Annotated in this window: 21 protein-coding genes, 1 tRNA gene and 1 pseudogene; 10 read left to right on the top strand and 13 right to left on the bottom strand. The window is 73.0% G+C overall.

Annotated features, from left to right (window positions below; genetic code table 11):
* The first annotated feature begins 34 nt into the window (after positions 1 to 34).
* Positions 35 to 1,612 carry an NADH-quinone oxidoreductase subunit NuoN gene (gene nuoN, locus PSU4_RS05220; RefSeq protein ID WP_373866034.1) on the top strand — a complete coding sequence of 526 codons (1,578 nt, stop codon included), beginning with the start codon at positions 35 to 37 and terminating at the stop codon, positions 1,610 to 1,612.
* A gap of 17 nt (positions 1,613 to 1,629) precedes the next feature.
* The gene (locus tag PSU4_RS05215; protein WP_147102934.1) at positions 1,630 to 2,625 is read left to right on the top strand and encodes a polyprenyl synthetase family protein; all 996 of its coding nucleotides are present in this window, start codon (positions 1,630 to 1,632) and stop codon (positions 2,623 to 2,625) included.
* Between the two features lie 272 nt (positions 2,626 to 2,897).
* Here PSU4_RS05215 and PSU4_RS05210 read toward each other — a convergent pair whose 3' ends face one another.
* Together PSU4_RS05210 and PSU4_RS05205 are read right to left on the bottom strand one after the other, a co-directional pair.
* Positions 2,898 to 3,329, bottom strand: coding sequence for an SgcJ/EcaC family oxidoreductase (locus tag PSU4_RS05210; RefSeq protein ID WP_147102932.1), 432 nt, complete (start codon positions 3,327 to 3,329; stop codon positions 2,898 to 2,900).
* A 131-nt stretch (positions 3,330 to 3,460) separates the two neighbouring features.
* Positions 3,461 to 4,045, bottom strand: coding sequence for a PadR family transcriptional regulator (locus PSU4_RS05205; RefSeq protein ID WP_147102930.1), 585 nt, complete (start codon positions 4,043 to 4,045; stop codon positions 3,461 to 3,463).
* Between the two features lie 212 nt (positions 4,046 to 4,257).
* Between PSU4_RS05205 and PSU4_RS05200 the strand changes: the two genes are divergently transcribed.
* Positions 4,258 to 4,455, top strand: coding sequence for a hypothetical protein (locus PSU4_RS05200; RefSeq protein ID WP_147102928.1), 198 nt, complete (start codon positions 4,258 to 4,260; stop codon positions 4,453 to 4,455).
* Between the two features lie 135 nt (positions 4,456 to 4,590).
* On the opposite strand, the gene PSU4_RS05195 is transcribed toward PSU4_RS05200, so the two are convergent.
* The 3 genes from PSU4_RS05195 to PSU4_RS05185 all read right to left on the bottom strand — a co-directional run bounded on the left by PSU4_RS05195 (position 4,591) and on the right by PSU4_RS05185 (position 8,510).
* Positions 4,591 to 5,691, bottom strand: a complete 1,101-nt coding sequence (locus PSU4_RS05195; RefSeq protein ID WP_147102926.1) for a 2-oxoacid:ferredoxin oxidoreductase subunit beta — start codon at positions 5,689 to 5,691, stop codon at positions 4,591 to 4,593.
* Positions 5,688 to 7,631, bottom strand: a complete 1,944-nt coding sequence (locus PSU4_RS05190) for a 2-oxoacid:acceptor oxidoreductase subunit alpha (RefSeq protein WP_147102924.1) — start codon at positions 7,629 to 7,631, stop codon at positions 5,688 to 5,690. Before PSU4_RS05190 ends, PSU4_RS05195 begins: the two co-directional genes overlap by 4 nt.
* Before the next feature lie 111 nt (positions 7,632 to 7,742).
* On the bottom strand, positions 7,743 to 8,510 hold the full coding sequence (locus PSU4_RS05185) for an enoyl-CoA hydratase (RefSeq protein ID WP_147102922.1): 768 nt from the start codon (positions 8,508 to 8,510) through the stop codon (positions 7,743 to 7,745).
* Positions 8,511 to 8,543: 33 nt separating this feature from the next.
* Here PSU4_RS05185 and PSU4_RS05180 point away from each other — a divergent pair, with 33 nt between their 5' ends.
* Both PSU4_RS05180 and htpX read left to right on the top strand, forming a co-directional pair.
* Positions 8,544 to 9,083 (top strand): PaaI family thioesterase, encoded by a 540-nt coding sequence (locus tag PSU4_RS05180; RefSeq protein WP_246114948.1) that lies wholly within the window; start codon positions 8,544 to 8,546, stop codon positions 9,081 to 9,083.
* A gap of 80 nt (positions 9,084 to 9,163) precedes the next feature.
* Entirely contained in the window at positions 9,164 to 10,024 is an 861-nt protein-coding gene (htpX, locus tag PSU4_RS05175; protein WP_147102918.1) for a zinc metalloprotease HtpX, read from the top strand.
* A 134-nt stretch (positions 10,025 to 10,158) separates the two neighbouring features.
* On the opposite strand, the gene PSU4_RS05170 is transcribed toward htpX, so the two are convergent.
* The 5 genes and pseudogenes from PSU4_RS05170 to PSU4_RS05155 form a co-directional block, all read right to left on the bottom strand.
* On the bottom strand, positions 10,159 to 10,929 hold the full coding sequence (locus PSU4_RS05170) for an SRPBCC family protein (RefSeq protein WP_147102916.1): 771 nt from the start codon (positions 10,927 to 10,929) through the stop codon (positions 10,159 to 10,161).
* Positions 10,916 to 11,518: an ArsR/SmtB family transcription factor gene (locus tag PSU4_RS32200; protein ID WP_246114956.1), complete on the bottom strand. Its 603-nt coding sequence runs from the start codon at positions 11,516 to 11,518 to the stop codon at positions 10,916 to 10,918. The genes PSU4_RS05170 and PSU4_RS32200 overlap by 14 nt, the downstream gene beginning before the upstream one ends.
* A 315-nt stretch (positions 11,519 to 11,833) precedes the next feature.
* Positions 11,834 to 11,998 (bottom strand): annotated as a pseudogene (locus PSU4_RS32195) (nuclear transport factor 2 family protein); the annotation flags it as partial.
* A 74-nt stretch (positions 11,999 to 12,072) separates the two neighbouring features.
* Positions 12,073 to 12,630, bottom strand: a complete 558-nt coding sequence (locus PSU4_RS05160; RefSeq protein WP_147102912.1) for a TIGR03086 family metal-binding protein — start codon at positions 12,628 to 12,630, stop codon at positions 12,073 to 12,075.
* A gap of 1 nt (position 12,631) precedes the next feature.
* Positions 12,632 to 12,988 carry a cupin domain-containing protein gene (locus tag PSU4_RS05155; RefSeq protein WP_147102910.1) on the bottom strand — a complete coding sequence of 119 codons (357 nt, stop codon included), beginning with the start codon at positions 12,986 to 12,988 and terminating at the stop codon, positions 12,632 to 12,634.
* A gap of 97 nt (positions 12,989 to 13,085) precedes the next feature.
* Between PSU4_RS05155 and PSU4_RS05150 the strand changes: the two genes are divergently transcribed.
* The 3 genes from PSU4_RS05150 (at position 13,086) to PSU4_RS31150 (ending at position 17,271) form a co-directional block, all read left to right on the top strand.
* Positions 13,086 to 16,016, top strand: a complete 2,931-nt coding sequence (locus PSU4_RS05150) for an ATP-binding protein (protein ID WP_186816752.1) — start codon at positions 13,086 to 13,088, stop codon at positions 16,014 to 16,016.
* 83 nt (positions 16,017 to 16,099) lie between these two features.
* Positions 16,100 to 16,918, top strand: a complete 819-nt coding sequence (locus PSU4_RS05145; protein WP_147102906.1) for a helix-turn-helix domain-containing protein — start codon at positions 16,100 to 16,102, stop codon at positions 16,916 to 16,918.
* Positions 16,919 to 17,097: 179 nt separating this feature from the next.
* Positions 17,098 to 17,271, top strand: coding sequence for a hypothetical protein (locus tag PSU4_RS31150; protein ID WP_186816751.1), 174 nt, complete (start codon positions 17,098 to 17,100; stop codon positions 17,269 to 17,271).
* Positions 17,272 to 17,273: 2 nt separating this feature from the next.
* Here the strand turns inward: PSU4_RS31150 and PSU4_RS05140 are convergent, their stop codons facing one another.
* From PSU4_RS05140 to PSU4_RS05130, 3 genes are all read right to left on the bottom strand, one after another.
* A complete protein-coding gene (locus PSU4_RS05140; protein ID WP_147102904.1) occupies positions 17,274 to 17,621 on the bottom strand; it encodes a hypothetical protein in 348 nt (115 codons plus the stop codon).
* A gap of 204 nt (positions 17,622 to 17,825) precedes the next feature.
* Complete coding sequence (locus tag PSU4_RS05135) at positions 17,826 to 18,827, bottom strand: YdcF family protein (RefSeq protein ID WP_147102902.1); 1,002 nt, start codon at positions 18,825 to 18,827, stop codon at positions 17,826 to 17,828.
* A 279-nt stretch (positions 18,828 to 19,106) separates the two neighbouring features.
* Positions 19,107 to 19,598, bottom strand: a complete 492-nt coding sequence (locus PSU4_RS05130) for a YajQ family cyclic di-GMP-binding protein (protein WP_147102900.1) — start codon at positions 19,596 to 19,598, stop codon at positions 19,107 to 19,109.
* An 81-nt stretch (positions 19,599 to 19,679) separates the two neighbouring features.
* On the opposite strand from PSU4_RS05130, the gene PSU4_RS05125 reads away from it, so the two are divergent.
* Both PSU4_RS05125 and PSU4_RS05120 read left to right on the top strand, forming a co-directional pair.
* Positions 19,680 to 19,761: transfer RNA gene (locus PSU4_RS05125), tRNA-Tyr, on the top strand.
* A gap of 320 nt (positions 19,762 to 20,081) precedes the next feature.
* Positions 20,082 to 21,308: a cation:proton antiporter gene (locus tag PSU4_RS05120; RefSeq protein ID WP_246114947.1), complete on the top strand. Its 1,227-nt coding sequence runs from the start codon at positions 20,082 to 20,084 to the stop codon at positions 21,306 to 21,308.
* Position 21,309: the final 1 nt, after the last annotated feature.

The raw sequence follows: 21,309 nt of genomic DNA, 5'->3' as shown, positions 1-21,309 counted from the left end.
CCCGGTTCTTCTCGCGCAGGCGCCCGCCGGCGCGATCACCGCGCCGCCGATCGCCTACGGCGCCATCGCGCCCGTGCTGATCGTGCTGGGCGGCGCCTGCATCGCGGTGCTCGTGGAGGCGTTCCTCCCACGGCACCAGCGCTGGCCCGTCCAGGTGGCGCTCAGCCTCGTCGTCCTCGCCGCCGCGGGCATCACCCTCGGCGTCTACGCCGGCGGCAGCCCCGCCGCGCTGACGACCCTGGGCGACGCGCTGTCCGTCGACAACCCGACGCTGTTCCTCTGGGGCACCCTGCTGCTCCTGGGCCTGGGCAGCATCCTGCTGATCGCCGACCGCTCGGTGGAGCCGGGCGGGGCGTTCATCCCGACGCCGGCCTCGCGCGCCGCGTCCGGAGGCGGGGGCACGACCGTCACCGGCGGTGGGGGCGACGACGTCGACCGCGACTACGGCGAACCCGGCTCCGCGCCGACGATGCAGACCGAGGTCTTCCCGTTCGCGCTGTTCGCCCTCGGCGGCATGATGGTCTTCGTCTCGGCGAACGACCTGCTGACGATGTTCATCGCTCTCGAGGTGCTGTCGCTGCCGCTGTACCTGATGTGCGGGCTCGCCCGCCGGCGTCGCCTGCTCTCGCAGGAGGCGGCCGTCAAGTACTTCCTGCTCGGCGCGTTCGCCTCGGCGTTCTTCCTCTACGGCCTCGCGCTGCTCTACGGCTACGCGGGCTCGGTCAAGCTGTCGGCCATCGCCGACGCCGCGGCCGGCTCCGACCGCTCCGACGCGCTGCTGTTCGGCGGCCTCGCACTGCTCGTCGTCGGCCTGCTGTTCAAGGGCTCCGTCGGCCCGTTCCACGCCTGGACGCCCGACGTCTACCAGGGCGCGCCCACGCCGGTCACCGCGTTCATGGCGGCCTGCACGAAGGTCGCCGCGTTCGGCGCCATCTCGCGGGTGCTGTTCGTGGCGTTCGACACCACCCGCTGGGAGTGGCGCGGCGTGCTGTGGGCCGTCGCGATCGTGTCGATGGTCATCGGCGCTGTCCTCGGTCTCACCCAGACCGACATCAAGCGCATGATCGCCTACTCGTCGATCGCGCACGCCGGCTTCCTGCTCCTGGGCTCGATGTCGATCACCGAGCAGGGCGTGTCCGGCACGCTGTTCTACCTGATCGCCTACGGGTTCACCACGCTCGCCGTGTTCGGCGTCATCTCGCTGGTCCGCGACTCCGACGGAGAGGCCTCGCACCTGTCCCAATGGGCGGGTCTCGCGAAGAGATCCCCGCTGCTCGCGGGCGTCATGTCCTTCCTGCTCCTGGCGTTGGCGGGCATCCCGTTGACGAGCGGGTTCACGGCCAAGTTCGCCATCTTCGCAGCCGCGCTGGACGACGGCATGGCCCCGCTCGTGATCATCGCCCTGGTGGCCAGCGCGGTGGCGGCGTTCTTCTACCTGCGGGTGATCGTGCTCATGTACTTCAACGAGCCCGCACCCGACGGACCGACCGTCACCGTCCCCGGCGCCTTCACCACGGCGGCCATCACCCTGGGTGTCCTGGTGACGCTCCTGCTCGGCATCGTGCCGTCGCTGGCGCTCGGCATGGCCTCCGGCGGCCCCTTCTCCGGATGAGTTCGTAGGCTGGAGGGGTGGAGACGCACATCGTCGCGGGAGTCGAGGTCGGCGACCCCGTACTGGCCGCCGTCACGACCGACGGCCTCAAGCGGGTCGAGGACCTCCTGCACCGCGAGGTGCAGGCCGAGTACCACTTCGTCGCGGAGACCTCGCTGCACCTGATCGACGCGGGGGGAAAGCGGTTCCGACCGCTGTTCACCCTGCTGTCGGCGCAGGTGGGGCCACGTCCCGACAGCGACGAGGTGGTCACGGCCGCGGCCGTCGTGGAGCTCGTGCACCTGGCGACGCTCTACCACGACGACGTGATGGACTCCGCGACGATGCGTCGCGGCGCCGAGAGCGCCAACTCGCGGTGGGACAACACCGTCGCCATCCTCACCGGCGACTTCCTGTTCGCGCACGCGTCGCGGCTCGTGGCCGATCTCGGGCCCGACGCGGTGCGCATCATCGCCGAGACGTTCGCCGAGCTGGTCACGGGTCAGATGCGGGAGACCCGCGGCCCCGGCCCGGGCGACGACCCGGTGGAGCACTACCTGCGGGTCGTCGCCGAGAAGACGGGCTCGCTCATCGCGACCTCCGGCCGCTACGGCGGCATGTTCTCCGGCTGCACCCCGGAACAGACCGAGTCGCTGCGCCGCTTCGGCGACACCATCGGCACCGCCTTCCAGATCTCCGACGACGTCATCGACATCGCGTCGCCGGCGGACGACTCGGGCAAGACCCCGGGCACCGACCTGCGCGAGGGTGTCCAGACCCTGCCGATGCTCTACGCGCTGCAGGAGCCGGGCGCCGACCGGCTGCGGCACCTGCTGTCGCGCCCGATCAGCGACGACGCCGAGGTCGAGGAGGCACTCGACCTGCTGCGTACCGGCCCGGGCCTCGACCGCTCCCGGGAGACGCTGGCCCGCTACGCCGAGGAGTCCCGCGCGCAGCTGGCGATCCTGCCCGACTGCGCCGCCACCTCCGCGCTGGCGACGCTCACGGCCTACGTCGTGGAACGCACGGGCTGAGCTGCCGCAGGCCGCGCCCCGGTGTGTCCCTCTGCGGCGTTGCCCCGGGGTGGCGTGGTCGGCCCGATGTGCGTGCGCTACGGGAGGCGCGGACGCGCGCGAACCGCCGTGTCACCAGCGCTGCCGGACCGCGCTGGTGACACGTTCGCGTGGACGGCTGCCGACGAACGTGTCGTCAGCGCGGTCGAGGAGCGCTCACGACACGTTCGCGAGAACGGGCCCGATGTGCGGACGGCCAGGTCCGCGACCGGCTCGCCGTCGGCGCCGCCCGATCAGGACGTCCGGCGGGTGTTCTGGAACGCCGCGATGCGCCAGGCGTCGTCGTCGCGCACGAACACGAACGACACCGTCGACGCGCGGTCGGCACCCGCGGTCTCCTGGCCGTCGAGCGCCACACCCCCCGCCTCGACCACGACGTGTGCCACGTCGGGCCGCAGCATCCGGACGGTGAGGTCCTCGGGCCGGGGCGGGTCCATGCGGGAGCCCGCGAGCGGCCCCTTCCACAGCCAGGCGTGGGTGTCGGCGATCGCGGCGCGACCGCGGAGGACCATGCCGTTGAACACGACGTAGGTCGCGTCGTCGGTGAACTCGGCGCCGTAGCCGGGGGCGTCGGCGGCCGTCCAGGCGGCGGCGAGCCGGGTGAGGACCGCGGTGAGCTCGGCGTCGGTCGCAGGAGAGGCGGTCGTGGGTCGTGCTGCGGACATGGGTGGTCCTTTCGGGAGTCGAAGGAGAACCACCGCGGCATTAGGCTGCCGGTGCTGCTCCGGGGCCGCGGTGTACTGCGGTTCCATCCGGGTGGCGGGCGTTGCCGCGCCCGCCACCCGGTGCGCCGGTGTCAGTTCGGGATGTCGCTCACCTCCGTGGGGTCGAGGGCGCCGGAGGCCAGGTCGGCGACGAGGCCCGTCACGAACTCGTGCTCGGCGCTGACGCGGGCCAGCGTGAACTCGGCCTCGACGAGCAGGATGCGCGGCAGGGCGCCACGCGTGGCGTCGAGGGCGCGTGCCACGGTCGTGCGGCTCGCGTCGAGCGCTCCGAGGCGTTCGTGCAGCGCGTCGACGGCCTCGGGCACCGGCAGGCAGCCCAGGAACGACAGGGCCGCGACGAAGAGGGCGGCGTCGTCGTCCGGCACCGCGAGCAGCCGCCGGATGCGTTCGGCGAGCGAGGCGCGGCCGCCGTCGGTGAGGTCGTACACCGTGCGCTCGGGGCGGCCTGCCTCGCGCACGGTCTCCACGACGCGGATGTGCTCGTCGCGCAGCAGCCGTTCGACGGCGTGGTACATGCTGCGCGGCAGTCCGGTGACGAAGTCCTTGTGGTAGTCGATCATCATCCGGTGCATCTCGTAGGTGTGCCGCGGCCCGAGGGTGAGCAGGGCGAGCACGGTGAGTGCCGGTAGGTCCCGGTCCGAACGGGTCAGTTCCACGGCGCCACCTCTTGATGCGGACTGCAGTATGGCAAGTTGCCATATGGGTGCGCAAGCGTCGACAGCGCCGCCCGGACCAGCGCGGAGCCGACCAGTCGCTGTTTCGTCGCGGTGTCGCTGGACGGTCGGATCGCCGCACCGGACGGCGACTTCTCCGCCTTCCCGGTCGAGGCGACCACATCGAGACGATCTTCCGCGACTACCCCGACACGGTGCCCAGGATCGGCCTCGCCGCCGTCGGCCTCACGGCCGACGGCTCGCGGTTCGACACCACGCTGATGGGATGGGCCACCTACGCGGCCGGCCTGTCGGCAACCGACGACCCCTACGACCCGCGGACCTTCGCGCTGACCGCCTCCACCACCTACCGCTCGGGCGTCGTGGTCAACGAGTACGCCCGGCGCAGGTGACACCACCGGGCGGAGGCCCGGCGGTCCCGACACCGTCGCTCACGGCCGGCACCGGAGAGAGCGCCCGGCCTGCGAGACCACGACGGGCGCGGCCCCGGGGTGGGGCCGCGCCCGTCGTCGGCGGAAAGGAGCGGGTCAGCCCGCGACGGTCCAGGTGTCGCGACCGTTGAGCAGCGACTGCAGGTCGGGCGCGCCGCCCGCCTTCGCCTGGTCCACCTGTGCCCGCGCGGCGTCGTCGTAGGTCGCCCGCGAGGTGTCGCGGAAGATGCCGGTGACGGTGTGGGTGAGGTCCTGGTCGGACAGCCGCGACAGCGCGAAGGCCAGCTCGTGGCTGCCCGCGTCGTGCACGACGATCCGCTCCGGGTCGACCGACGCCGCGTCGACGACCTTCAGTGCGAGCCCGTCGGCCACGACGGCGTGGCTGCCGAGGCCGTCCTCACCCGCGGGGCCGAAGCGGATCGGCTCACCGTGGGTGAGCGGGACGATCCGGTTCTCCTTGCCGTCCTTGCGCAGGACGTCGAAGCTGCCGTCGTTGAAGATCGGGCAGTCCTGCAGGATCTCCACGAGCGCGGTGCCGCGGTGTGCGGCGGCCGCACCGAGGACGGCGGTGAGGTTCTTGCGGTCGCTGTCGATCGCCCGGCCGACGAACGTGGCCTCGGCGCCGAGTGCCATCGACACCGGGTTGAACGGGTGGTCGATCGAGCCCATCGGCGTCGACTTGGTGACCTTTCCCTGCTCCGACGTCGGCGAGTACTGGCCCTTGGTGAGCCCGTAGATCCGGTTGTTGAACAGCAGGATCTTCAGGTTCACGTTGCGCCGCAACGCGTGGATCAGGTGGTTGCCGCCGATGGACAGCGCGTCGCCGTCGCCGGTGACGACCCACACCGACAGGTCGGGCCGGGTGATGGCCAGGCCCGTCGCGATGGTCGGGGCGCGGCCGTGGATCGAGTGCATCCCGTAGGTGTTGAGGTAGTACGGGAAGCGGCTGGAGCAGCCGATGCCCGACACGAAGACGGTGTTCTCGCGCTTGATGCCCAGCGTCGGCAGGAAGGACCGGACGGCGGCGAGCACGGCGTAGTCGCCGCAGCCCGGGCACCACCGGACCTCCTGGTCGGAGGTGAAGTCCTTGGCGGACTGCGGCGTCTCGGCGAGCGGCACGCCGTCGAGGCCGCCGATGCCGGGCAGCCCGAGGTCGACGAGCGCGCCCAGGGCGGGCGAGGTCTGCTGGTCGGTCATGCGTCCACTCCCTGCGGCGCGGAGCCGCGTTCACCCGACGACGGATGGCTGCCGTCGAGATAGCCGAGGAACACGTCCTGGAGCTCCTCGGCCTTGAACGGCAGGCCCGACACCTTCGTGTAGGACTGCGCGTCGACGAGGTAGCGGGCGCGCAGCAGCATGACGAGCTGGCCGAGGTTCATCTCGGGCACGAGCACCGTCCGGTAGCTGCGCAGCAGCTCGCCGAGGTTGGCCGGGAACGGGTTGAGGTTGCGCAGGTGCAGCGTCGCGACGCGGTGGCCCATGCCCCGGACGCGACGCGCGGCGGCGACGATCGGCCCGTAGGTCGACCCCCAGCCGACGACGAGGACGTCCGCGTCGCCGGACGGGTCGTCGACCTCCGCGTCGGGGACCCGGATGCCGCCGATCTTCTCGGCGCGCAGCCGGACCATCCGGTCGTGGTTGTCAGGCTCGTAGGAGATCGAGCCACGGCCGTCGGCCTTCTCCAGGCCGCCGATGCGGTGCTCGAGCCCCGCCGTGCCGGGCACCGCCCACGGGCGGGCGAGGGTGTCGGCGTCGCGCAGGTAGGGCCAGAACTCGTCGGACCCGTCGGGGGCGTTGGGTTCGGTCGCGAAGTTCGGGTCCACCGACTCCAGCGCCGACGCGTCGGGCACCTTCCACGGCTCCGACCCGTTGGCCAGCGCACCGTCGGACAGCAGGATGACCGGCGTCCGGTAGGTGACGGCGATGCGCGCGGCCTCGACCGCGGCGTCGAAACAGTCGCCCGGGCTGCGCGGCGCGATGATCGGCAGCGGCGCCTCGCCGTTGCGGCCGAACATGGCCTGCAACAGGTCGGCCTGCTCGGTCTTCGTCGGCAGACCCGTCGACGGCCCACCACGCTGCACGTCGACGATCAGCAGCGGCAGCTCCAGCGTCACCGCCAGCCCGATGGTCTCGGACTTGAGCGCGATGCCGGGGCCCGACGTCGTCGTCACCCCGAGGGAGCCGCCGAACGACGCACCCAGTGCTGCGCCGATGCCGGAGATCTCGTCCTCGGCCTGGAACGTCGTCACGCCGAAGGCCTTGTGCTTGGACAGCTCGTGGAGGATGTCCGAGGCCGGCGTGATCGGGTAGGAGCCGAGGAACACCGGCAGGCCGGTGGTCTGCCCGGCGGCCACGATCCCGTAGGCGAGCGCGGTGTTGCCGGTGATCTGGCGGTACGTGCCGGGCTGCAGCTTCGCCGGTGCCACCTCGTAGGTGACGGCGAACGACTCGGTGGTCTCGCCGTAGGCGTGCCCGGCGCGGAACGCGAGGATGTTGGCCTCGGCCAGGTCGGGGCGCTTGGCGAACTTCTCCCGCAGGAACCGTTCGGTGCCCTCGCTGGGCCGGTGGTACATCCACGACAGCAGGCCCAGGGCGAACATGTTCTTCGCGCGCTCGGCGTCCTTCTTCGACAGCCCGGTCTCCTCGAGCGCGCCCCGGGTGAGCGTCGCCATGGCGACGGGATGCACCTGGTAGGTCTCGAGCGAGCCGTCCTCGAGCGGGTCGGCCTCGTAGCCGATCTTCGTCAGGTTCCGCTTGCTGAACTCGTCGGTGTTGACGATCAGGATCCCGCCGGGCGGCAGGTCGCCGATGTTCGCCTTGAGCGCGGCCGGGTTCATCGCGACGAGCACGTCGGGCCGGTCGCCCGGGGTGACGATGTCGTAGTTCGCGAAGTGCAGCTGGAACGACGAGACACCCGGCAGGGTCCCGGCAGGTGCCCGGATCTCGGCGGGGAAGTTCGGCAACGTCGACAGGTCGTTGCCGAACGTCGCGGTCTCGGAGGTGAACCTGTCGCCGGTGAGCTGCATCCCGTCGCCGGAGTCACCGGCGAATCGGATGACCACTCGGTCGCGCGCCAGGGGCGCGGGACCGACGCCGGGATGCGAGGGATTGCCGACGTCGATGTCGCCAGTCGTCATGTCGAGGTCAGTCCTCGGGGTTCGGGGAAACCGGATGCCGTCATCGGAGGTTAGCTCGATTTTCGCCCTGGTGTCCCCCCATGGAGGGGACGTCACAGCGGACGCGCCGCGCTACCTGCTGCTGATCTTCGAGCGCAGCTCTTCGAGGCGTTTGCGGAAATCGTCCGAGTTGACGGTGACGGCCTGCGCGCGGACCTCGACCTCGGTGGCCTGGGCGTGCGTCAGATCCTTCGTGAGCCGCAGCGTGGCCTTGGTCGACGCGATGAGCGCCCGGTCGGCCGACGCCGCGCGTCCGGCCAGCTCCAGCGCCCCCGCGAGCAGCGCCTCGTCGGAGTCGTAGCGACGCCACACCAGCCCGACACGCTCCGCCTCCGCGGCGTCGAGCACGTCGCAGAACAGCGTCATCGCCGCCGCTCCCTGCGCGCCGAGCGCCCGCTGCACCATCCACGTGTAGCCGCCGCCCGGGTGCAGGCCGAGCTGGGCGAACCGGGTGTCGAAGCGCGCTTTCGGCCCGGCCAGCCGCACGTCGCAGGCCAGCGCCAGGTTCAGCCCCGCGCCGACGGCCGCGCCGTTGACCGCCGCGAGCGTCGGCAGCGGGCAGTCCGCCACGGCCAGGAAACCCGAGTACACCTCGCGCAGCACCGCGTGGTCGGCCTCGGCGAGCTCGGACAGGTCCCCGCCCGCACAGAACGCCGGAGCCTCACCCGTGACGACGATCGCACCGACGCCCTCGTCGGCCGCCGCGGCACGTACCGCGTCGCCGAGTTTGCGGGAGAGGTCCAGGTTGAGGGCGTTGCGCCGCTGCGGATTGGACAATGTCAGCACCGCGACCCGGTCGGTGATCTCGGTGCGCACCTCGGCATGGGCTTCGTCGCTCATGCCGCCATCCTGCCCCGCGGGTTACCGTCGGCCGTGCCCGAAGCGACGACCGCCACTCCCACCGCGCGCCCCGCAGCGCATCCCGACGCCCCTGTTCCGGGGCAGCACCTCGGTGAGCACCACGCGTTCTGCTTCGCGTGCGGGCACAGCGTCGACGGTCTCCGGCTCGACGTCGTCGCCGCCGACGACCTCACCCTGACCTGTGCCTTCGAGATCACCGACGCCCACCAGGGCGCCCCGGGGCTCGTGCACGGCGGCATCGTCGCGGCCGCGTTCGACGAGATGATGGGTGCGCTGCAGAGCTTCTTCCGCGAGCCCGCCGTCACCGCGTCGCTGACGACGCAGTACCGCAAGCCCATTCCCGTCGGCGCCACGCTGCACATGCGCGCCCGCGTCGACTCCCGCGAGGGGCGCAAGCTGTGGACGTCCGTGGAGGGCCGGCTCGACACCCCCGACGGTCCGGTCGCCGCCGACGGCACCGCGCTGTTCGTCTTCGTCCCCGGCGAGCACTTCGAGGCCGGCCGTCGCAAGGAGGTCGCCGCGGCCCGCCCGGTGCGTGAGGTGGGTCCCTGATCGTCGCGGAACGCCGGGCGCGCCCCGGCCGTTCACCCTCCGGGGGGACACGGTGACCCCATCGGAAGGACGGAACTCCCGTGCACAGGCACCTGAACGGGCTGAAGACCGCGCTGCTGCTCGGCGCGATGAGCGCGATCGTCGTGCTCGTCGGATCGCTGTTCGGCCGCACCGGTCTCGTCGTCGCCGTGCTCGTCGCCCTCGGGATGAACGCCTACGCCTGGTTCAACTCGGCGACACTGTCGTTGCGCGCCATGCACGCCCGGCCCGTCACCGAGCCCGAGGCGCCCGCGATGTACCGGATCGTGCGGGAGCTCAGCCGCGCCGCCCGCCAGCCGATGCCGCAGCTCTACATCAGCCCCACCAGCGCCCCCAACGCCTTCGCGACGGGGCGCAGCCCCCGGCACGCCGCCGTCTGCGCGACGACGGGGCTGCTGGAGCTGCTCGACGAACGCGAGCTGCGCGCGGTGCTCGGCCACGAGCTGTCCCACGTCTACAACCGCGACATCCTCATCTCCTGCGTCGCCGGCGCGCTGGCGTCGATGGTGAGCTTCCTGGCCAACATGGCGATGTTCGCCGGTGTCTTCGGCGGCGGCGACGAGGACCGCCCAGGCTTCTTGACGACGATCCTGCTGGCCCTGCTCGGGCCGGTCGCCGCGGCCGTCGTGCAGCTGGCGGTCAGCCGCAGCCGCGAGTACCAGGCCGACGCCTCGGGTGCCGAGCTCACCGGCGACCCGCTCGCCCTGGCCTCGGCGTTGCGCAAGCTGCAGCGCGGCACGCAGCTGGCGCCGCTGCCGCCCGACCCGCAGCTGGTCTCGCAGTCGCACCTGATGATCGCCAGCCCCTTCCGCGCCGGTGAGCAGATGGCCCGGATGTTCTCGACGCACCCGCCGATCGAGGAGCGCATCAGGCGCCTCGAGGGGATGGCCCGCCGGAGCTGAGCCTTCACGAACCGGGCGCAACCCCACTGCTGTCGACGGGCGCCCCGGCAACGGTGAGGTTGCGGCCCCCTCTTCGCGCGCAACCCCACTGCTGTCGACGAGCCGGATCACGACCGTGAGGTTGCGGCCGGTTCTCAGCCGGTCGTGAGCGGGACCGTCCCCTCCAGCCAGGCCTGCCACGCTCCCGTCAGGGCCTCGACGTCAGGGGCCGGGTCGCCGTAGAAGTAGTGGTACGCGCTGACCCCGCAGCCCGACTCACCCTCCGCCCCGATCCGGTGCAGCCCGCGCGCCGACCGCACGCCCAGGAACTCGTCGGTGACGACGTCCACGACCCCGGTGACCGGCACGATCCCGCTCGGGCGCAGGGTGATCGTGTCGCCGACGGCCGGGGGCCCGTCGAGGCCGAGCGACTTGTGGAGGACGGGCCACAGTGTCGACGCGCCGCCCTCCGCCCACGCCATCGTCACCACGTTGGCGACGGGCAGGCCCGCGAAGTGCGCGAAGTACTGCTGCAGGTTGAGCAGGAACAAGCCCCAGCCGGCGTCGTAGCTGCCGTACTCGTCGTCCCACTCGGCGCCGTCGAGGAACCCGCTCTGCACGAACCGCAGCACGGCGCCGCCGCCGTCGCGGGCCTCGACGAGGAACTCGAACGCGTAGTCGGGCTTGCCCGCCTCGGGCGGGGTCAGGGCGCCGGAGGCGAAGCGGCGCACCGGGTCCCAGGCGGTGACGCGGCCGGTGTCGGCGAACCCGCCGCCGAAGTCGGCCGACATCGTGCCGCCCTCGCGTTCCTCGACACGGTGCGGGACGAACCAGGTCGCGATGCCGGGGCCGGTGGCGATGGCGTCCCACACCTGCTCCGGGGTGGCGTCGAGCTGGATCTCCTTGCGCAGCTCACGGTCTGGCATCGGGGGGCTCCTCCTGGGCGGGCGGGACGGGGTGGACGGCCAGCACGACGCGGTGCAGGCGGCCGGCGGAGTCGTCGTGGTAGCGGGCGACGAGTGCGGTGACGGCCTCGGCCAGCTCGCCCGCGAACGCGGCGCGGTCGGCGGCCGAGGCGAAGCGGACCTCGCCGTCGACGGTGAAGGTGGCGACCCGCTTGCCCTCGGCCGCAGCACCCGAGAGCAGGGCGCCGACCTCTCGCACGACCCGGGCCGCGACGGCGAGGAGCCAGCGCGCGGAGAGCCGGTCGGGTTCGCGGGACGGGTCGGGCGCGAGTGCCGGCAGCGTCGTCGGGGCGATGACGTAGCCCGCCGCGGTGGCCCGCAGGACGCGCTCGGTCATGTTGCCCCGGCGCCGCTCCTCGACGAGCTCGACGAGCCCGTGCTGCTCCAGCGCCCGCAGGTGGTAGTTGACCTTCTGCCTGGTCAGGCCCATCTTCGCGGCCAGCGTCGTCGCCGAGCCGGGCTCGCTCAGCTCCGCGAGCAGCCGGGCCCGGACGGGGTCGAGGGCGACCTCCGCGGCGGCGGGGTCGTCGATGACGGCGACGTCGTGCACACGACGACCGTCCCACCGACAAGAAAAGTTGTCAAGGCGGCGGCGGAGTTGCACGAACGGCACAGTCACGCAGTTCAGTTGCAGCACTGTGCCGTTCGTGCGCGAGGGATGCCGCCCCCGCGCCGCCCCCGCGCCGCCCCGGTTCTGCACGAACGGCACAGTCGCGCCATTGAGTTGCGCCACTGTGCCGTTCGTTCGGGATGGGCGTGGCGGCGGCCTCAGCCCTTCACGTAGGCCAGCTTCTCCGCGACCAGGCCGTCCCTCCCGGACCGTGAAGACGTCCACGCCGCGGACGCGCCCGTCGGCCCACTCGTACCGCCAGCGCGCCACCACCCGGTCGCCCGCCGCGAACACCTCCTCCGTCGTGAACGTGCCGGGGGAGGCGAAGAGCTTCTCCCACGCGGCGCGGACGGCGTCCTGCCCGACGTGACGGACGCCGTCGGGAGGGCCGGTGTCCTCGAAGACGCAGTCGTCGGTCATGGCGGCCATGACGGCGTCGACGTCGCGGCGGCCGAAGGCGTCGTCGAACCGCGCGACCGCGTCCAGCGCAGGGCTCATGGTGTCCTCCCGAACATGGCCAGCAGCCGGTCCTGGGCGCTCGCGTCCGCGGCGACCGGCGTCTCGGGGCCGATGACGTCGATCTCCCGGTACAGCTTCTGCGTCGGCCCGAACCAGGCCAGCAGGGCGTCGACGGCGTCCGGGTCGAGTTTCTCGTCCTCACCCATGGCGCGCGCCAAGTCCCAGGCGTGCACGAGGTGGTCGGCGGCCAGCTGCGTGAGGTACTCGCGGGCGGGGCGGTCGCCGAACGACAGGTGCACCACCTGCTCGGGGTCGACGGCCTCGACCGCGGCCAGGGCGGTGGCGGCGGCCTCGTCGAAGGTCGCGACCGGGTCGGCGCCCAGCAGGTCGCCGTCGAAGCGGTCGCCGACGTCGGCGATCGTCGCGCCGCCCAGCAGCTCCGGGGTCCAGCGCTCCTCGTTGACCAGGTGGTTGACCAGGGCGCGGACGTCCCACTCGGGGCACGGCGTCGCCGCGTCCCAGCGGCCCTCCGCGAGGTGGACCCGGGCCCCGAAGTCGGCGCTCGCCCGTCGGTAGATCTCCGCTGCCTGCATGTCAGTCACCTCGCGCGTAGTCGGATGCTCCCCACCAGTCGACCACCACGACGGGGTCGTCGCCCACCACCCACGCGTCGTGTCCGGACGGGAGCGCGGTGACCTGGCCGGGGACGGCGTCGAACTCGGTGCCGTCGGCCGTGCGGACCCGCAGCGTCCCGCTGACGTGGTACTGGAAGTGGGGGGCCTCGCACAGGTCGGTGCCGGCGATCGGCCGGACGTCGTCGGACCAGCGCCAACCGGGCTGCAGCGTGAGCCGGCCGATGTCGGCGCCCGCGACCCGCAGGAGGTCGAGCCGGCCGTGGGGGAACTCGCGGCTCTCGGTGGGGCTGGCGAAGTCCTGCTGCTCGTAGTCCATGACGTCCTCCGTCTCGTCGGGCCGCAAGGCTCGCGTGCCGACCTTGCAACCGGATGGCGGCTGATGGCGGACGCGTGGCGCGAGGACCATGTCGGCGGTGACCGGCGTCCGGTTCCAGCTGCTCGGGCGCTTCCAGGTGCGTCGCGACGGCGAGGAGGTGCCGCCCGCGGCGTTCGGCGGGCGGAAGGTCCGCACGATGCTGCGGGTCCTCGCGGTGCACGACGGCGACCTCGTCCCCCATGACGTGCTCGCCGACGCGGTGTGGCCGCAACGCCTGCCCGCGGACCCGGCGGGCAACCTCGGGGTCCTGGTCAACCGGGCGCGGCGGGCGCTCGGCGACCCGGCCGTCGTCGTCACGGGCAGTGGCGGGTACGCGCTGGGGGAGTGCGACGTCGACGTCACCGAGTTCGTCGCCCACCTCGCCGCCGCCCGCTTCGACGCCGCGCTCGCGCTGTGGGGCGAGCCGCTGCCCGAGGACGCCTACGCGGACTGGGCGTCGGTGCCGCGGGACCGGCTGCGCCGCGCCCACGTCGAGGCCTGCGAGGGCGCGGCGCGGGCGGCGCTGGCCGGCGGGGCGCCGGCCGACGCGGCCCGCACCGCGGCGGAGGCGGTCGCGGCCGATCCGTTGCGCGAGTCGTCGACGCTGCTGTTGGCCGAGGCGCTCGCCGCCTGCGGCGACCGGGCCGGTGCGGTGTCGCGGCTCGACGAGCTGTGCCGCGCCCTCGCCACCGAGCTCGGGGTGGCGGCGTCGGACGAGGTCGTCGACCTGCGGGACCGGTTGGCGCGCAAGCACGTCGGGGTCCCGGCGCCGCGGGCGCGGCCCGCAGCGGTCAGGACACCGGCCGCCGGGTTGGCGTTCGTCGGTCGCGACGACGAGCTCGGTCGGCTGCGCGCCGCCGTCGACGCGGGACGGGTCGTCGGGCTGGCCGGTGCGGCGGGGGCGGGGAAGTCCCGGCTGCTCGCGGAGCTGGGACGGTCGCTGGACGTGCCCGTCGTCGCCGCACAGGCCTACCTCGCCGAACGCGACGAGGCGTGGGGGCTCGCCCGGTCGCTGCTGCGCGAGGCGCTGGCGCTCGACGCGGGCATCGCCGACTCCCTGCCCGCGCGCACGCGAGGCGCGCTCGCGTCCGTGCTCCCCGAGATCGACTGTGCCCCCGGCGCCCCCTCCGTGCTCGACGGTGAGAGCCGCCGCGCACTGATCCTGGCCGGGGGCCTGCACGTCCTGGAGGCGGCCGGTGCGCCGCTGATCGTCGACGACCTGCAGTGGGCCGACCCCAGCAGCCTCGCCCTCCTCGGCTCGGCGCTGGCCCGGGTGCGGACGCTCTCGGCCGTGCTGGCGTTCCGGCCCGCCGAGACCGGCGCCGACGTCCTCGACGCGCTGCGTCAGGCCCGTGGCCTGCCGACCCTCACCCTGCAGCCCCTCGCGTCCGCGGCGCTCGGCGGGCTCGTCGACGATCCCGCGCTCCTCGACGCCCTCGCCGCCGGCACCGACCGCACGCCGTTCGCCGTGGGGGAGGTGCTGCGCGGGCTCGCCGCCACCGGAGCCGTCGTCCCCACGCACGGACGCTGGCGGGTCGCGACACCCGACGCCGCCGACCGGGCCCGCAAGCTCGGCCGGGCCGGGCAGCGCCGGGGCATCGCGCGCCGGGCCGCGCGGCACCGCGGGAGCGCCGCCGACCTGCTCGCCCTCGTCGCGCTCGCCCGGCGCGAGCTGCCCGCGCGGGTCGTCGCGTCGGCGGCCGGGACCGACGCCCGCGACGTCCTCGACACGCTCGCCGCCCTCGCCGCCGACGGCCTGCTCCGCCTGGGCGACACCGGCTGGACCACCGCCCACGACCTCGTCGCCGAGACGGTCGCCGACGGCCTCGACCGCGCCGAACGCGGCCGGCTGCACGCGCTGCTCGCCCGCGCCCTCACCGGCGACGGCGCCGACCCGGCCGAGGTCGCCCGCCACCACCGCGACGCCGGTGACTCCCGCGCCGCCGCGGAGGCGTTCGGCCGCGCCGCCACGGCCGCGCTCGACGCGCACGCCACCCGCGAGGCCGCCGCCCTCGCCGACGCCGGCCTGGACCTGCGGCCGGGCCCCGACGTCGCCGCGGTCCTGCTCGAGGCCCGCGGGGCCGCGCGCGTCGTCCACGGCGACATCGACGGTGCCGCCGCCGACCTGCGCGCCGCGCTCACCGGCCCCGGTCCCGACCGTTCCCGGCGACGGTCCCGGCTCGCGATGCTGTCGTCCGGTGCGCGGGACCCGCAGGCCGCCGCGGACCTCGCCGAACTGGCCCTCGTCGAGGCGGGCGACGATCCCGCGGCCCGCGCGCTCGCCCTGGAGACCGCAGCCGTCCTCGACGTGAACCTCGGCCTCACCGCCCGCGCCGCCGACCGGGCCGAGGAGGCCCTCGCCCTGTACAAGCGCCTCGGCGACGCGCAGGGCGTCGCGCGCATCCTCGACGGGCGGGCGATGGCGGTGTTCCTCGACGGCCGCATCACCGAGGGCGTCGCCCTGTTCGGACGGGTCGCCGACCTGTTCGCCGGGTCGGGCGACCTGCTGCGCGTCGTCACCCCACGATCGACCCGCGGGCACGGCCTCGTGTTCCTCGGGCGGGCCGACGAGGGCCTCGACGACACCGACGCCGCGCTGCGCCTCGCCCGCGACCTGGACTCGCCCGAGGGGGTCGCCTATGCGTGCTGGCACCGCTCCGAGGCGCTGTCGGCGCTGGGGCGCACCGACGAGGCCGAGACCACCGCACAGGAGGCCCTCGACGTCGCCCGCTCCCTCGGGCACCGCGGCTGGACCGCGACCGCGCACCGCGCCCTCGGCATCGCCCTGCAGACCCGCGGCGACCTCGACGGTGCCGCGGCCGAGTTCACCGAGTCGGCGCTCGTCGCGGGGGACTCGCTGACGCTGTTCGCGTCCTGGGCGGCCGCGCGGCTCGCGCAGGTCGCGCTCGCCCAGGGCCGCGACGCCACCGCGCACATCGCACGGGCGAGATCGATGGGGCCGCCGCTCGGGCACCGGGAGATCCCGTGACGCCCCGCGTCTCTTCGACCGGGGAGTTGCTCCGAGCGTTGCTCCGGGCGGAAAACGTCGGTGCGGTGCGCCATGCTGACCGCGTGTCCCCGGAGACGACCACGACCAGCGAGTACGGCATCGTCGGGGTGCGCGACGTCGACTTCACCCTCGACCGGATCGCCCCCGCGGCCGACCTGGCGCACCTCGTCGAACGGCACTGGCTCGTCTCCTGGGAGCTGCCCCCCGGCCGCACCGCCTCGGTCACGCTGCTCGGGCACCCCTGCGTCAACCTGGTGCTCGACCGCGGCGTGCTCAGCGTCGCCGGGATCGGGTCGGGCCGCTTCACCTACGTCTACGAGGGCGTCGGCCGGGTGTTCGGCACCAAGTTCCGCCCCGGCGCGTTCCAGCCGTTCCTCGGCTCCCCGGTCTCCGGGCTCACCGACTCCGGGATGCTCGCCGAACAGCTGTGGGGCCCGCCCGCCGCCGCGCTCGCCGCGTCGATGACCGGGCCGGTCGAGGAGCTGATCACGCAGGTCGAGGGCTTCCTGCGGGCCCGGCTGCCCGAACCCGATCCGCACGTCCAGCTCGTCGGGCGCATCGTCGCCGACCTCCTGCACGACCGCACGATCACCCGTGTCGACGACGTCGTGTCCCGCTTCGACATCCCGCCACGCCGGTTGCAACGGCTGTTCTCCCGCTACGTCGGCGTCAGCCCGAAATGGGTGCTGCGCCGCTACCGGCTCCACGAGGCCGCGGCCCGGCTCGCCGAGGAGCACGACCGGCCGTGGGCCGAGGTCGCCGCCGAGCTCGGCTACTTCGACCAGCCGCACTTCACCCGCGACTTCACCGCGGCCATCGGGATGACGCCGGTCGCCTACGCGCGGGCCTGCCGCCGTAACGAGGCCGCCCTGTCCACGTAGGAACGCGTTGCAGCTGGTGGGGCCGCTCGGGGTAGCGGATGCCGCCGGACGGCCCACGACCTGTGGCTTCGAGTTGACGCGCGCCCTCACCGCCTCGACGCTGCGACCATGTGCCGTCCGCTCCCACGGTCACGGCGCCGCCACTCGACCCGGGTGGCGGCGCGCGGCCGGGACGCCCGGTGACCCTCACGGTCTGGCTCGCCGTCGCCGCCGTGTGCGTCGTCGCCGGCATCGTGCTGCTCGTGCTCGACCGGCGCCGGCGCCGCCCCGATCCGCCTGCGCCACCCCCGGACCGCGACGACGAGCAGAACCCCGAACCCGGCTCGCTGTTTCGGCCCAACACCCCGCCCTGACGTCAGGGCAGCGACCCTGCCGCCACGACCGGCGTGCGCCCACCAGGTGCGACAGCGCGTGGGGCGGCGCACGCGTCGTCGGAACCGGGGTGGCGGACGTCGCCGCCGGTGCGCAGCGTCCCGAGCGACGCCGGGCAGTCCTGGTCGTCGGGCCGCGCCACCACCACCTGCGTCGACGGCTGACGACCCTGCCCCGGGACGTGCTGGGCCGAGTGCGAGTGCGAGTGCCGGATGTGGGTGACCATGTGCCCGAACGCCACCGCCTCGTTCGCGACGTACATCGTGATGCACGTCGCCACCACCAGGACCGCCGTGCGGGCGGCGATCCAGCGGGTCGTCGTGCGGGTCATGTCGTCCTCCTCGGGCCGTGCTTCGTACGGCACCAAGGTTCGCGCTCACGACGGCCGAAATCGCTGGTGAAACCCCCCGAACAGGCCGGGCGGGGAGCCCGACTCCCAGGGTGGTGCCAGCCCCACCCCCCGGGTTTCCCCGGGACCCGCACACCCCGGACGACCGAGCCGGCCCCACCCCGTGAGCGGCGGGTCCGGCCCGGCCTATTCGGTGCCGACCGCGATGCCGAACACGACCAGCAGCGTTGCGACGCTGAGGTTGATCAGTGGGTAGCCGGCCAGGATCGCGACGAACTCCCGGATGGTGGCGCTCGGCCAGTAATAGCTGGCCGTCGGTGAGCCGAGCACCTGCCCGTCGAGTCCTGCCCGCCGGGCGGCGAGCGCCGCCCTGAAGGCGTGGAAGTTGTTGGTGACGATCACGCACCGTGCCGTCGGGTCCCGTTCGACGATCAGCGCCTTGCTGAAGCGCAGGTTTTCGTCGGTGGTGCGCGAGCGGTCCTCACACAGGACGCGGTCGGGCGGGATCGCGTGGGCGAGAAGGTAGTCGGCCATCGCGTGGGACTCGGGGACGGGCTCGTCGGGTCCCTGCCCGCCCGAGACCACGAAGAACGGTGATCGGCCGGCCGAGTGCTCCTCGTGCCACACCGACAGGGCGCGGTCGAGGCGCGCGGCGAGCAGCGGAGGGACCTTGCCCCGGATCAGTCCTGATCCCAGGACGATGATGAAGCCGACCCCCGGGCGGGCGGCGAGTCGTCCGTAGACGACCGCGTAGGCGAGGTAGCTGCAGAACAGGAACGCGATGTAGCCGGCGACCAGCAGCGACACGATCGCCAGGGTGGCGGTGAGGCGGTCCTGCCGGTACTGGGCGAGCACCAGCAGGGCGAGAATCAGCAGGCACCCTGCTCCGGCGAGCAGGGAGAGCAGGTTCGCCGGCCGACGGCCCTCTCGTCGCAGCATCGTCACGCCGTTGGCCAGCAGGAACCCCGCCAGCACCAGAACGGTCAGTGCCGGGAGCGCGAGGAGCGCGAACACGAACCGGTCGAACATCGCGGGATCCAGCCGCGAGGCCTCGCCCAACACTCCGAGCCCGAGGCAGCCGACCGCGAGCCCGAGCCGGACCGCGTTGCGGAACCGGCGCGGGTCGCGAAGGAGCGCGGCGACGAAGGCGATCCCGAACAGCCCACCCACGATGTAGAAGATCCACACGCGGGCGAGCCTGCCGCATCACCACGCCCGGCAGGTCCGACTCGCCGACGCACCCCCGGGTGAGTCGAGCCTGCCGGCCGGGCCGTCGGCTGCCTGCGCGGGGGCACGGCCCGTCCACGACGGGAGCACCCGGCTGCGTGCCGCGGTGATCGGAATGTCGGCAGACCGCGGCACCTGCACCCGGCCCTCGCCCCGGCGGGGGTCGGAGTGAGGTCTTCCCGGCACCGGGAAGAAGCCCCGGCGCTCCGAGGCAGGTCGGAGCGCCCGGGCCGCGTCGATCTACCGGTAGTTGGTGAACTGCAACGCGATACCGAAGTCCTTGCCCTTCAGCAGCGCGATGACAGCCTGCAGGTCGTCCTTCTTCTTGCCCGAGACACGCAGCTGGTCACCCTGGATCTGCGCCTGGACACCCTTGAACTTCTCGTCGCGGATGGCCTTGCTGATCTCCTTGGCCTTGTCCGACTCGATCCCCTGCAGGATCTTGCCGCTGACCTTGTAGACCTTCCCCGAGACCGCAGGCTCCCCGACCTCGAACGCCTTCAACGAGATGTTGCGCTTGATCAACTTCTCCTTGAAGACCTCGACCGCGGCCGTGGCCCGCTCCTCGGTCTCCGACTCGATCGTGATCGCCTCCTCGCCGGACCAGGAGATCCCGGTGCCGGTGCCGCGGAAGTCGAACCGCTGCGAGAGCTCCTTCGCGGCCTGGTTGAGCGCGTTGTCGACCTCCTGCCGGTCGACCTTGCTCACCACGTCGAACGACGGGTCGGCCATGGGCACCTCCTCGTGACAGGCCCCCTGTGCGGGACCCGATCTCGTGCTGTCGTATTCTTCTGCCCGCGCCCAGCGCACCCCGGCAGGTTGCCCGAGTGGCCAAAGGGAGCGGACTGTAAATCCGTCGGCTTAGCCTACGAAGGTTCGAATCCTTCACCTGCCACACCCTGTGGGAACGGCCCCTGAACTGCGGAAACGCGGTTCAGGGGCCGTTTTCATGTGCTCCGGCGCGCGTCCTCGCCATCACGACGACCTGACGGAGCCGCCTCAGGACCGGAGCGCTCGGTCCATCTCTGGGAGGCGATCGAGTTCGACACCAGGGTCCGGCGAACCATGATCATCGGACCCTCGTGTCGAACCGGCTGCATGGAAGTCGATCTCGGCGAGGGGGGACTCAGGTCGGCCCGGGGGGCCCTCGGGGCGGTCACGATCCGCAGGTAACGGATCGGGAGCGGCCGGCGACCCCATCGGCGGCGACCCGTGGTGAAGGAGAACCTGCAGGTGGAGGACGTCGACGTCGGTAGCGCCCTGGACAGCCTCCTCGCCATCGCCGTGGTCGCGGCGCTGGCACCGCTGCTGCTGGGGCTGGTGCCGAGGCTGCGGGTCCCGCAGGTCGTGTTGTTGCTGGCGGGCGGGATCGTGATCGGCCCGCAGGTGCTGGGGCTGGCGAGCCCGGTGTCGGTGCAGGCGCTGGCCGATCTGGGGCTGGGCTTCGTGTTCCTGCTGGCCGGCTACGAGATCGACCAGCGGCTCTACCGTCAGGACGCGGGGCGTCGGGCGCTGCTGGCGTGGTTCGTGGCGTTGGCGTTGGGGCTGGGTGTCACGGGGATCCTGGCGGCGACGGGGTTCGTGGACGCGTTCGTGGCGGTCGCGCTGGCGTTGACGACGACGGCGCTGGGCACGCTCGTCCCGGTGCTGCGGGAGAACGGGATGCTGCGGGGCCGCCTGGGCGGGCACCTGTTGGCGAACGGCGCGATGGGGGAGTTGTTGCCGATCCTCGCGATCGCGGTGTTCCTCGGCATTTCGAGCCGGTTCGTGGCGCTGGCGTCGTTGGGGGCGGTGGTGGTGCTGGCGGTGTTGCTCAGCCTGGCGGCGCGGACGATGCGGCCGGGTGGGCGGATGGCCGGGATCCTGCGGGACCACCAGCACGAGACGAGCCAGATCACGTTGCGGCTCACCGTGTTGTTGTTGGTGCTGCTGCTGGCGGTGACGGAGCGGTTCCATCTGGACGCGGTGCTGGGCGCGTTCGTCGCCGGGATGGTGCTGCGGCGCTGGGCGGGCCGCAGTGCGCCGGCGTTGGAGGAGAAGCTGGACGTCGCCGGGCACGGGTTCCTGATCCCGATCTTCTTCGTGTACTCGGGGATGACGATCGACCTGCACGCGATCGCGTCGGCGCCGGTGCGGGTGTTCGTGTTCTTCGGGCTGATGCTGCTGGTGCGGGGCATGCCGGCGCTGCTGATCTATCTGGGTGTGCTCGCGGCGCGGGAGCGGGTGCAGACGATGCTGGTGTCGGCGACGGCGTTGCCGCTGGTGGTGGCGTTGACGACGATCGGGTTGCGCAACGGGACGATGCTGCCGGAGAACGCGGCGGCGCTCGTCGGGGCCGCGGTGTTGACGGTGCTGGTGTTCCCGACGCTGGCGGTGATGCTGAACCGGCCGGCTCCGGAGGGCACCACGCCGGACGCGTCCCCGAGGCATCCGGCTGTCTGAC

It is taken from the genome of Pseudonocardia sulfidoxydans NBRC 16205, from assembly GCF_007989085.1.
GTDB classification, from domain to species: Bacteria; Actinomycetota; Actinomycetes; order Mycobacteriales; family Pseudonocardiaceae; genus Pseudonocardia; species Pseudonocardia sulfidoxydans.
This window is presented reverse-complemented; position numbering and strand designations above follow the sequence as displayed.

Excerpts from the sequence above, each read along its gene's own strand:
- PSU4_RS05210 (WP_147102932.1), bottom strand. The coding sequence starts at position 3,329 with ATGTCCGCAGCACGACCCACGACCGCCTCTCCTGCGACCGACGCCGAG.
- PSU4_RS05195 (WP_147102926.1), bottom strand. The coding sequence starts at position 5,691 with ATGACCGACCAGCAGACCTCGCCCGCCCTGGGCGCGCTCGTCGACCTC.
- PSU4_RS05190 (WP_147102924.1), bottom strand. The coding sequence starts at position 7,631 with ATGACGACTGGCGACATCGACGTCGGCAATCCCTCGCATCCCGGCGTC.
- PSU4_RS05185 (WP_147102922.1), bottom strand. The coding sequence starts at position 8,510 with ATGAGCGACGAAGCCCATGCCGAGGTGCGCACCGAGATCACCGACCGG.
- PSU4_RS05170 (WP_147102916.1), bottom strand. The coding sequence starts at position 10,929 with ATGCCAGACCGTGAGCTGCGCAAGGAGATCCAGCTCGACGCCACCCCG.
- PSU4_RS05160 (WP_147102912.1), bottom strand. The coding sequence starts at position 12,630 with ATGCAGGCAGCGGAGATCTACCGACGGGCGAGCGCCGACTTCGGGGCC.
- PSU4_RS05155 (WP_147102910.1), bottom strand. The coding sequence starts at position 12,988 with ATGGACTACGAGCAGCAGGACTTCGCCAGCCCCACCGAGAGCCGCGAG.
- PSU4_RS05140 (WP_147102904.1), bottom strand. The coding sequence starts at position 17,621 with ATGACCCGCACGACGACCCGCTGGATCGCCGCCCGCACGGCGGTCCTG.
- PSU4_RS05130 (WP_147102900.1), bottom strand. The coding sequence starts at position 19,598 with ATGGCCGACCCGTCGTTCGACGTGGTGAGCAAGGTCGACCGGCAGGAG.